Here is an 8386-nt window from a genome sequence, read left to right as displayed (position 1 = left end):
TATGGCAAAGAGCAAGTTTGAGCGCAATAAGCCGCACGTCAACATCGGCACGATTGGCCACGTTGACCATGGCAAGACGTCGCTGACGGCAGCGATCACGAAGTATTTCGGCGAGTTCAAGGCGTATGACCAGATCGACGCCGCTCCGGAAGAAAAGGCGCGCGGCATCACCATCTCGACGGCACACGTCGAGTATGAGACGCCGAACCGTCACTACGCGCACGTCGACTGCCCCGGCCACGCCGACTACGTCAAGAACATGATCACCGGTGCTGCGCAGATGGACGGCGCGATCCTGGTTTGCTCGGCTGCCGACGGCCCGATGCCGCAGACGCGCGAGCACATCCTGCTCGCCCGTCAGGTCGGCGTTCCGGCAATCGTCGTGTTCCTCAACAAGGTCGACCAGGTTGACGACGCCGAGCTTCTCGAACTCGTCGAGCTGGAAGTGCGCGAACTTCTGTCGTCCTACGACTTCCCGGGCGACGACATTCCGATCATCAAGGGCTCGGCTCTGGCCGCTCTGGAAGATTCGGACAAGAAGATCGGCGAAGACGCCGTTCGCGAACTGATGGCCGCTGTCGACGCCTACATCCCGACGCCGGAGCGTCCGGTCGACCAGCCGTTCCTGATGCCGATCGAAGACGTGTTCTCGATCTCGGGCCGTGGTACGGTCGTGACCGGCCGCGTCGAGCGCGGTATCGTCAAGGTTGGTGAAGAAGTCGAGATCGTCGGCATCCGTCCGACCTCGAAGACGACGGTGACCGGCGTTGAAATGTTCCGCAAGCTGCTCGACCAGGGGCAGGCCGGCGACAACATCGGTGCACTGGTTCGCGGTGTGAACCGTGACGGCGTCGAGCGTGGCCAGATCCTGTGCAAGCCGGGTTCGGTCAAGCCGCACCGCAAGTTCAAGGCCGAAGCCTACATCCTGACGAAGGAAGAAGGCGGCCGTCATACGCCGTTCTTCACGAACTACCGTCCGCAGTTCTACTTCCGCACGACGGACGTGACGGGCATCGTGACGCTGCCGGAAGGCACGGAAATGGTTATGCCGGGCGACAACGTCACCGTTGACGTCGAGCTGATCGTTCCGATCGCGATGGAAGAAAAGCTGCGCTTCGCGATCCGCGAAGGCGGCCGTACCGTCGGCGCCGGCATCGTCGCTTCGATCGTCGAGTAATCTCGACGGCGCTCTTCCGATCTCAACGTCACCGTTGACGTCGAGCTGATCGTTCCGATCGCGATGGAAGAAAAGCTGCGCTTCGCGATCCGCGAAGGCGGCCGTACCGTCGGCGCCGGCATCGTCGCTTCGATCGTCGAGTAATCTCGACGATAGGGAAGTGGCGCGTCATAAGCGCCGCTTCCACGATCAATTTGTTGGTCGAAGCATACGGCATTGCCGTATGCCTCTCGAATTGGCGGAAGCGCGATAAAAATCGTGCTTCCGTAGGCGTTCGGGCATTGTATCGGACGCCGATTCCGTATATGTCGCGGGTCGATTTGCAGAATTCGAACGAACAGGGGTGATTTGCTCCTGGGCTCTTTGAAGCGTCAGCACCCGGAAACGAATGACGAACCGCCTCGCAAGGGGCATTCGCTTAACAAGAACAAGGACAAGTCGAATGAACGGCCAGAATATCCGCATCCGCCTCAAGGCGTTTGATCACCGGATCCTCGATGCCTCCACGCGGGAAATCGTTTCGACGGCCAAGCGCACGGGTGCTTCGGTCCGTGGCCCGGTGCCGCTTCCCACGCGGATCGAGAAGTTCACTGTGAACCGCTCGCCCCACGTTGACAAAAAGAGCCGCGAACAGTTCGAGATGCGCACCCACAAGCGTCTCCTCGACATCGTTGACCCGACCCCGCAGACCGTTGACGCGCTGATGAAGCTCGACCTCGCTGCCGGCGTCGACGTCGAAATCAAGCTTTAATAACAAGGAAGGTACGTGGACTTCGGTCCAACGGCTTCCAAAAACGGGCGACCCTAAGATTGCTCCGGCCGAATGGCCGGATGATCCGAGGGAAACCTTAAACCAGAGGTGCGGAGGGGTTTTCCCCGATGCTAACTCTCAAGAGGAATGAACCAATGCGTTCAGGTGTGATTGCACAGAAAGTTGGGATGACCCGCGTCTATAACGACGCTGGTGAGCATATCCCGGTAACAGTTCTGCGTATGGAAAACTGCCAGGTAGTGGCCCATCGCACGGAAGACAAGAATGGCTACACGGCCGTTCAGCTCGGTGCTGGCCAGTCCAAGGTCAAGAACACGAATAAGGCGCTGCGCGGCCAGTTTGCTGCGGCAAGCGTAGAGCCGAAGGCGAAGATCGTCGAGTTCCGCGTTTCTGCCGACAACCTTATCGACGTCGGCGCGGAGCTGACCGCAAACCACTTCATCGCCGGCCAGCTGGTCGACGTGACCGGTACCTCGATCGGTAAGGGTTTTGCCGGTGCCATGAAGCGCCACAACTTCGGCGGTCTGCGTGCAACGCACGGCGTGTCCGTCTCCCACCGCTCGCATGGTTCCACGGGTAACAACCAGGATCCGGGTAAGGTCTGGAAGGGCAAGCGCATGGCTGGTCACATGGGCCAGACGCGCATCACCACCCAGAACCTGGAAGTGGTCTCCACCGATGAAGACCGCGGTCTGATCCTCGTCAAGGGCGCCGTACCCGGCTCCAAGGGCGCATGGATCGTCGTTCGCGACGCCATCAAGTCCGGCACCCCGGCTGACGCTCCGCGTCCCGCCGCTGTGCGCGCAGCCAAGTAAGGAGGCCCGGTTATGGATCTCAATGTAACCACCCTGGAAGGCAAAGAAGCCGGCAAGGTTTCCCTGTCCGACGCGATCTTCGGCCTTGAGCCCCGCGAAGACATCATCGCTCGCGTTGTTCGTTGGCAGCTCGCCAAGAAGCAGCAGGGCACGCACAAGTCGAAGGGCCGTGCTGAAGTTTCCCGCACCGGCGCCAAGATGTACAAGCAGAAGGGTACGGGCCGCGCTCGTCACCATTCGGCACGTGCACCGCAGTTCCGCGGCGGCGGTAAGGCTCACGGCCCGGTTGTTCGCAGCCACGCCCATGACCTGCCGAAGAAGGTTCGCGCCCTCGGCCTGCGTCATGCGCTGTCTGCCAAGCTTCGTGCTGAAGAACTGATCATCGTCGACAACCTGGTTGCTGCTGAAGCAAAGACCAAGGCGCTGACCGGCCAGTTCGCTTCGCTCGGCCTCACCAATGCGCTGATCATCGGCGGCGTCGAGCTGGACAACAACTTCAAGCTCGCCGCACAGAACATCCCGAACGTGGACGTTCTGCCGGTTCAGGGCATCAATGTTTACGACATTCTGCGTCGCGGCAAGCTGGTGCTGTCGAAGGCTGCAGTTGAAGCTCTAGAGGAGCGTTTCAAGTGACCGATCTTCGCCACTACGATGTGATTGTCTCTCCGTCGATCACCGAAAAGTCGACCATGGTCTCCGAGCAGAACCAGATCGTCTTCAACGTCGCCAAGCGCGCTTCCAAGCCTGAAATCAAGGCTGCCGTCGAAGCTCTGTTCGGCGTCAAGGTCACGGCCGTCAACACGCTCGTCCGCAAGGGCAAGCTCAAGCGCTTCCGTGGCTTCGCTGGCCGGCAGTCGGACGTCAAGAAGGCAATCGTCACGCTCGCTGACGGTCAGTCCATCGACGTCTCCACCGGACTCTAAAGGTTAAACCCGCGGTTCCTAACCTCCGGGAAGAACCCATAAGGGAACAAGAAAATGGCATTGAAAAGTTTCAATCCGACGACCCCGAGCCAGCGTCAGCTGGTCATCGTCGACCGGTCTGGCCTCTGGAAGGGCAAGCCGGTCAAGGCGCTGACCGAAGGTCTGACCTCCAAGGGCGGTCGCAACAACACCGGTCGCATCACCGTTCGCTTCCAGGGCGGCGGTCACAAGCGTTCCTACCGCCTCGTCGACTTCAAGCGTCGCAAGTTCGACGTCGAAGGCACCGTCGAGCGTCTGGAATACGACCCGAACCGCACGGCGTTCATCGCGCTGATCAACTACGCGGACGGCGAGCAGGCCTACATCCTCGCTCCGCAGCGCCTCGCTGCCGGCGATAAGGTCATCGCTTCCGAGAAGCAGGTTGACGTCAAGCCCGGCAACACCATGCCGCTGCAGTACATCCCGGTCGGCTCGATCGTGCACAACGTGGAAATGAAGCCGGGCAAGGGCGGTCAGATCGCCCGTTCGGCAGGGACCTACGTTCAGCTCGTCGGTCGTGACCAGGGCATGGCGATCCTTCGCCTGAACTCCGGCGAACAGCGCCTCGTGCATGCTTCGTGCCTGGCAACCGTCGGCGCCGTGTCGAACCCCGACCATGGCAACATCAACGACGGCAAGGCCGGTCGCTCCGTATGGCGCGGCAAGCGTCCGCACGTTCGCGGCGTCGTCATGAACCCGGTCGACCACCCGCATGGCGGTGGTGAAGGCCGCACCTCCGGTGGTCGTCACCCGGTTACCCCGTGGGGCAAGCCGACCAAGGGCAAGCGCACGCGTTCGAACAAGTCCACGGACAAGTTCATCATGCGTTCGCGCCACGTGAAGAAGTAAGAGAGGAAGTCTCCAATGGCTCGTTCAGTATGGAAAGGTCCGTTTGTTGACGGCTATCTTCTCAAGAAGGCTGAGAAGGTTCGTGAAGGCGGTCGCAACGAAGTAATCAAGATGTGGAGCCGTCGCTCCACCATCTTGCCGCAGTTCGTCGGTCTGACCTTCGGCGTCTACAACGGCAGCAAGCATGTGCCGGTTTCCGTGTCGGAAGACATGGTCGGTCACAAGTTCGGTGAATTCTCTCCGACCCGGACCTATTACGGTCACGGTGCGGACAAGAAGGCAAAGAGGAAGTAACAATGGGCAAGGCAAAAGCCGAACGCCGGCTGAAGGATAATGAAGCGCAGGCAGTTGCGCGCACGATCCGCGTCAGCCCCCAGAAGCTCAACCTGGTTGCCGCGATGATCCGCGGCAAGAAGGTCGACCGGGCTCTGGCCGAACTGGAATTCTCCCGCAAGCGTATCTCCGACACGGTCAAGAAGACCCTCGAGTCGGCCATCGCGAACGCCGAGAACAACCACGACCTCGACGTTGACCAGCTCATCGTCGCGGAAGCTTTCGTTGGCAAGTCGATCACCATGAAGCGTTTCCACGCTCGCGGCCGTGGCCGTGCATCGCGCATCGAAAAGCCGTTCTCGCACTTGACGATCATCGTTCGTGAAGTGGAAGCCAAAGGGGAGGCCGCATAATGGGTCAGAAGATTAATCCGATCGGCTTCCGCCTCGGCATCAACCGTACCTGGGACAGCCGTTGGTTCGCCGACAATGCCGAGTACGGCCAGCTTCTTCACGAAGACCTGAAGATCCGCGCCTACCTGCTTGAAGAACTCAAGCAGGCCGGCATTGCCAAGGTCGTGATCGAGCGTCCGCACAAGAAGTGCCGCGTCACGATCCACTCGGCTCGTCCGGGCCTGATCATCGGCAAGAAGGGTGCTGACATCGAAAAGCTCCGCAAGAAGCTTTCCGAAATGACCAACTCGGAAACGCACCTCAACATCGTTGAAGTGCGTAAGCCGGAAGTCGACGCGACGCTGGTTGCCCAGTCGATCGCTCAGCAGCTCGAGCGCCGCGTGGCTTTCCGCCGTGCGATGAAGCGCGCTGTTCAGTCGGCCATGCGTCTTGGCGCCGAAGGCATCAAGATCACCTGCGCCGGTCGCCTCGGCGGTGCGGAAATCGCTCGTACCGAATGGTACCGCGAAGGCCGCGTTCCGCTGCACACGCTGCGTGCGGACATCGACTACGGTGTTGCTGAAGCAGAAACCGCTTTCGGTATCTGCGGTATCAAGGTCTGGATCTTCAAGGGCGAAATCCTTGAGCACGATCCGATGGCATCCGAGCGTCGCGCAAGCGAAAGCGATGCCCAGGGCCCGAGCAGCAACAATCGCCGTCGTGAAAACGCCTAACAGTCGTTCCTGGCAGCCGATATTGGAGAAGTAAAAAAATGTTGCAGCCAAAGCGTACTAAGTACCGGAAGCAGTTCAAGGGACGCATCAAGGGCGTCGCCAAGGGCGGTTCCGACCTGGCGTTCGGCGAATTCGGCCTGAAGGCTCAGGAACCGAACCGCGTCAACGCCCGCGAGATCGAAGCGGCCCGCCGCGCGATCACCCGCTACATGAAGCGCGCCGGTCGCGTGTGGATTCGCGTATTCCCCGACGTTCCGGTCACCGCAAAGCCGACCGAAGTCCGCATGGGTAAGGGTAAGGGCGGCGTGGAATACTGGGCATGCAAGGTCAAGCCCGGCCGCATGATGTTTGAGATCGATGGCGTCAGCGAAGAAATCGCACGCGAGGCTCTGCGCCTCGGCTCCGCCAAGCTCTCGGTTAAGACGCGCTTCGTTCAGCGCATCGCAGAGTAAGGATAGAAGCCATGAAAGCTGCAGATGTTCGCGCTCTGAGCGCCGATCAACTCAACGAAGAGCTTGCCAAGCTGAAGAAGGAGCAGTTCAACCTGCGCTTCCAGAAGGCAACCGGCCAGCTCGAAAAGTCGTCGCGAATCAACGAAGTCCGCAAGGATATCGCGCGCGTGAAAACCATTGCCCGCCAGAAGGCGGCGGAAGCCAAGGCCTAAGGACCAGAAAACTATGCCGAAACGCATTCTGCAGGGCACTGTCGTCAGCGACAAGAATGACAAGACCGTCGTGGTCCGAGTCGAGCGTCGCTTCGCGCACCCGATCTTCCAGAAGACCGTCCGCCGGTCGAAGAAGTACAAGGCGCATGACGAAAACAACCAGTACAAGGTCGGCGACGTCGTTTCCATCCAGGAATGTGCCCCGATCTCCAAGGACAAGACCTGGACCGTAGTGTCCGCTCAGTCCTGATTACCCAAGACTTTTCGCGCGGGGGCTTGCTTCCTGCGCGAAAATCTGTATGAAGCAGCGTCAGAACGCTCGTCCTTCGGGCGTTCTTTTGCTTTGAGCGCACGGAAGGTCCTGTCCAAGGAAACCACCCTGGCAACGATCGATCCCGCGCACGAACAAAATTTCCATAAGCTGGAACAGGGGGCCTCTCTGTCAGAGGAGTGCGCCCAACCGGTCCGGTAACAACAAGAAGGCGACCTGATATGATTCAGATGCAAACAAACCTCGACGTGGCGGATAATTCCGGCGCACGTCGTGTCATGTGCATCAAGGTGCTGGGCGGTTCCAAGCGCAAGTACGCTTCGGTCGGCGACATTATCGTCGTTTCGATCAAGGAAGCTATTCCGCGCGGCCGCGTCAAGAAGGGTGACGTTATGAAGGCGGTCGTTGTACGCACCGCCAAGGACATTCGTCGTCCCGACGGCAGCGTCATCCGCTTCGATAACAACGCAGCTGTTCTTATCGACAACAAGAAAGAGCCGATCGGCACCCGTATCTTCGGACCGGTTCCGCGCGAACTGCGCGCCAAGAACCACATGAAGATCATCTCGCTGGCTCCAGAAGTACTGTAAGGGAGCGACAGAGATGCAAAAGATTCGCAAAGGCGACAAGGTCGTCGTACTGACCGGTAAGGACAAGGGCCGCACCGGTGAAGTTCTGCAGGTTCTGCCGAAGGAAGATCGCGCTGTCGTTCGCGGCGTGAACCTGGTCAAGCGTCACCAGCGCCAGACCCAGGCTCAGGAAGCCGGTATCATCAGCAAGGAAGCCTCCGTTCACCTTTCCAACCTCGCGGTTGCTGACAAGGACGGCAAGCCGACCCGCGTCGGTTTCAAGGTCGTCGAAGGCAAGAAGGTCCGTGTGGCCAAGCGTTCGGGAGATGTGATCGATGGCTGATAAGAATTACGAGCCGCGGCTCAAGCAGGACTACACGGCACGCATTCGCCAGGCCATGCAGGAGAAGTTCTCCTACGCCAACGTGATGCAGATTCCGAAGCTGGACAAGATCGTCATCAACATGGGTGTTGGCGAATCGACCGGCGACTCGAAGAAGCCGACCGTTGCCGCTGCCGACCTCGCGGCGATCGCCGGCCAGAAGCCGGTCATCACCAAGGCACGCAACTCCATCGCCGGCTTCAAGCTCCGCGAAGGCATGCCGATCGGCGCCAAGGTTACCCTGCGCGGCGTTCGCATGTATGAGTTCCTGGATCGTCTCGTGAACATCGCTCTTCCGCGCGTTCGCGACTTCCGTGGCCTCAACCCGAAGTCCTTCGACGGCCGTGGCAACTTCGCCATGGGCATCAAGGAGCACATCGTGTTCCCCGAGATCAACTACGACAAGGTTGATCAGATGTGGGGCATGGACATCATCGTTTGCACGACGGCAACGACGGACGACGAAGCACGCGCTCTGCTCACAGAGTTCAACTTCCCGTTCCGCCAGTAAGCCGTAACGACAAGC

15 protein-coding genes and 1 pseudogene are annotated in these 8386 nt (G+C 59.8%); all 16 read left to right on the top strand.

What is annotated here, in order from left to right; translation table 11 throughout:
* The first annotated feature begins 1 nt into the window (after position 1).
* The 16 genes and pseudogenes from tuf (ASC86_RS08340) (at position 2) to rplE (ending at position 8371) form a co-directional block, all read left to right on the top strand.
* The gene (tuf, locus tag ASC86_RS08340) at positions 2–1177 is read left to right on the top strand and encodes an elongation factor Tu (RefSeq protein WP_056319095.1); all 1176 of its coding nucleotides are present in this window, start codon (positions 2–4) and stop codon (positions 1175–1177) included.
* Positions 1178–1195: 18 nt separating this feature from the next.
* Positions 1196–1321 (top strand): annotated as a pseudogene (tuf, locus tag ASC86_RS25015) (elongation factor Tu); the annotation flags it as partial.
* Between the two features lie 298 nt (positions 1322–1619).
* Complete coding sequence (gene rpsJ, locus ASC86_RS08335) at positions 1620–1928, top strand: 30S ribosomal protein S10 (RefSeq protein WP_003507767.1); 309 nt, start codon at positions 1620–1622, stop codon at positions 1926–1928.
* A gap of 155 nt (positions 1929–2083) precedes the next feature.
* Positions 2084–2764 carry a 50S ribosomal protein L3 gene (gene rplC / locus ASC86_RS08330; protein WP_056319092.1) on the top strand — a complete coding sequence of 227 codons (681 nt, stop codon included), beginning with the start codon at positions 2084–2086 and terminating at the stop codon, positions 2762–2764.
* Between the two features lie 12 nt (positions 2765–2776).
* On the top strand, positions 2777–3397 hold the full coding sequence (gene rplD, locus ASC86_RS08325) for a 50S ribosomal protein L4 (protein ID WP_056319090.1): 621 nt from the start codon (positions 2777–2779) through the stop codon (positions 3395–3397).
* Positions 3394–3687: a 50S ribosomal protein L23 gene (locus ASC86_RS08320; protein WP_056319086.1), complete on the top strand. Its 294-nt coding sequence runs from the start codon at positions 3394–3396 to the stop codon at positions 3685–3687. Before rplD ends, ASC86_RS08320 begins: the two co-directional genes overlap by 4 nt.
* Positions 3688–3741: 54 nt before the next feature.
* The gene (rplB, locus tag ASC86_RS08315) at positions 3742–4575 is read left to right on the top strand and encodes a 50S ribosomal protein L2 (RefSeq protein ID WP_056319082.1); all 834 of its coding nucleotides are present in this window, start codon (positions 3742–3744) and stop codon (positions 4573–4575) included.
* 15 nt (positions 4576–4590) lie between these two features.
* Entirely contained in the window at positions 4591–4869 is a 279-nt protein-coding gene (gene rpsS / locus ASC86_RS08310; protein WP_018328281.1) for a 30S ribosomal protein S19, read from the top strand.
* A gap of 2 nt (positions 4870–4871) precedes the next feature.
* Entirely contained in the window at positions 4872–5261 is a 390-nt protein-coding gene (rplV, locus tag ASC86_RS08305) for a 50S ribosomal protein L22 (protein ID WP_056319080.1), read from the top strand.
* The gene (gene rpsC / locus ASC86_RS08300; protein ID WP_056319077.1) at positions 5261–5974 is read left to right on the top strand and encodes a 30S ribosomal protein S3; all 714 of its coding nucleotides are present in this window, start codon (positions 5261–5263) and stop codon (positions 5972–5974) included. Before rplV ends, rpsC begins: the two co-directional genes overlap by 1 nt.
* Positions 5975–6012: 38 nt before the next feature.
* Positions 6013–6426 carry a 50S ribosomal protein L16 gene (gene rplP / locus ASC86_RS08295; RefSeq protein ID WP_056319074.1) on the top strand — a complete coding sequence of 138 codons (414 nt, stop codon included), beginning with the start codon at positions 6013–6015 and terminating at the stop codon, positions 6424–6426.
* Between the two features lie 11 nt (positions 6427–6437).
* Entirely contained in the window at positions 6438–6638 is a 201-nt protein-coding gene (gene rpmC, locus ASC86_RS08290; RefSeq protein WP_056319072.1) for a 50S ribosomal protein L29, read from the top strand.
* A gap of 13 nt (positions 6639–6651) precedes the next feature.
* Complete coding sequence (rpsQ, locus tag ASC86_RS08285; protein ID WP_056319069.1) at positions 6652–6888, top strand: 30S ribosomal protein S17; 237 nt, start codon at positions 6652–6654, stop codon at positions 6886–6888.
* 242 nt (positions 6889–7130) lie between these two features.
* Positions 7131–7499 carry a 50S ribosomal protein L14 gene (rplN, locus tag ASC86_RS08280; RefSeq protein WP_018328276.1) on the top strand — a complete coding sequence of 123 codons (369 nt, stop codon included), beginning with the start codon at positions 7131–7133 and terminating at the stop codon, positions 7497–7499.
* 13 nt (positions 7500–7512) lie between these two features.
* Positions 7513–7821, top strand: coding sequence for a 50S ribosomal protein L24 (gene rplX, locus ASC86_RS08275; RefSeq protein ID WP_056319066.1), 309 nt, complete (start codon positions 7513–7515; stop codon positions 7819–7821).
* Complete coding sequence (gene rplE / locus ASC86_RS08270; protein ID WP_056319063.1) at positions 7814–8371, top strand: 50S ribosomal protein L5; 558 nt, start codon at positions 7814–7816, stop codon at positions 8369–8371. Before rplX ends, rplE begins: the two co-directional genes overlap by 8 nt.
* Positions 8372–8386: the final 15 nt, after the last annotated feature.

It is taken from the genome of Rhizobium sp. Root1212, from assembly GCF_001424985.1.
In the GTDB taxonomy this organism is placed as follows: domain Bacteria; phylum Pseudomonadota; class Alphaproteobacteria; order Rhizobiales; family Rhizobiaceae; genus Pararhizobium.
The sequence above is the reverse complement of the archived record's forward strand: the minus strand, read 5'-3'. Positions and strand labels throughout refer to the sequence as shown.

What these genes read in the sequence shown, in the direction of transcription:
- rplC (WP_056319092.1), top strand. Translation starts at nt 2,084, where the DNA reads ATGCGTTCAGGTGTGATTGCACAGAAAGTTGGGATGACCCGCGTCTAT.
- tuf (WP_056319095.1), top strand. Translation starts at nt 2, where the DNA reads ATGGCAAAGAGCAAGTTTGAGCGCAATAAGCCGCACGTCAACATCGGC.
- rpsC (WP_056319077.1), top strand. Translation starts at nt 5,261, where the DNA reads ATGGGTCAGAAGATTAATCCGATCGGCTTCCGCCTCGGCATCAACCGT.
- rplN (WP_018328276.1), top strand. Translation starts at nt 7,131, where the DNA reads ATGATTCAGATGCAAACAAACCTCGACGTGGCGGATAATTCCGGCGCA.
- rpsS (WP_018328281.1), top strand. Translation starts at nt 4,591, where the DNA reads ATGGCTCGTTCAGTATGGAAAGGTCCGTTTGTTGACGGCTATCTTCTC.
- rpmC (WP_056319072.1), top strand. Translation starts at nt 6,438, where the DNA reads ATGAAAGCTGCAGATGTTCGCGCTCTGAGCGCCGATCAACTCAACGAA.
- rplD (WP_056319090.1), top strand. Translation starts at nt 2,777, where the DNA reads ATGGATCTCAATGTAACCACCCTGGAAGGCAAAGAAGCCGGCAAGGTT.
- rpsQ (WP_056319069.1), top strand. Translation starts at nt 6,652, where the DNA reads ATGCCGAAACGCATTCTGCAGGGCACTGTCGTCAGCGACAAGAATGAC.
- rplB (WP_056319082.1), top strand. Translation starts at nt 3,742, where the DNA reads ATGGCATTGAAAAGTTTCAATCCGACGACCCCGAGCCAGCGTCAGCTG.
- rplX (WP_056319066.1), top strand. Translation starts at nt 7,513, where the DNA reads ATGCAAAAGATTCGCAAAGGCGACAAGGTCGTCGTACTGACCGGTAAG.
- rplP (WP_056319074.1), top strand. Translation starts at nt 6,013, where the DNA reads ATGTTGCAGCCAAAGCGTACTAAGTACCGGAAGCAGTTCAAGGGACGC.
- rpsJ (WP_003507767.1), top strand. Translation starts at nt 1,620, where the DNA reads ATGAACGGCCAGAATATCCGCATCCGCCTCAAGGCGTTTGATCACCGG.
- rplE (WP_056319063.1), top strand. Translation starts at nt 7,814, where the DNA reads ATGGCTGATAAGAATTACGAGCCGCGGCTCAAGCAGGACTACACGGCA.
- rplV (WP_056319080.1), top strand. Translation starts at nt 4,872, where the DNA reads ATGGGCAAGGCAAAAGCCGAACGCCGGCTGAAGGATAATGAAGCGCAG.